Here is a 303-nt window from a genome sequence, read left to right as displayed (position 1 = left end):
TCATAGAGCAAACGGTTTAAGCACGATCCCCTCTTGGGTCTGTAGCTCAGTTGGTTAGAGCGCACCCCTGATAAGGGTGAGGTCGGCAGTTCAAGTCTGCCCAGACCCACCAAATTTTATCCATCTCTGCGTTATTTTATGACTCGCATAGCAGGCTATGCTTCGCCATAAAATGCCTTGTGATGAATAAAATTCCGAGAGGTAAGTGTCTAAAATGGGGCCATAGCTCAGCTGGGAGAGCGCCTGCCTTGCACGCAGGAGGTCAGCGGTTCGATCCCGCTTGGCTCCACCATTATGTTGGTT

General features: G+C 50.5%; 2 tRNA genes. Both read left to right on the top strand.

Features of this window, described 5'->3' with window-relative positions:
• Positions 1 to 35: 35 nt before the first annotated feature.
• Positions 36 to 112, top strand: a tRNA-Ile gene (locus tag ACT3XD_RS19770).
• A 104-nt stretch (positions 113 to 216) separates the two neighbouring features.
• Positions 217 to 292: transfer RNA gene (locus ACT3XD_RS19765), tRNA-Ala, on the top strand.
• The last annotated feature ends 11 nt before the right edge of the window (positions 293 to 303 follow it).

This window comes from Halomonas sp. AOP7-B1-5, assembly GCF_052353045.1.
Lineage (GTDB): Bacteria > Pseudomonadota > Gammaproteobacteria > Pseudomonadales > Halomonadaceae > Vreelandella > Vreelandella colorata.
This window is presented reverse-complemented; position numbering and strand designations above follow the sequence as displayed.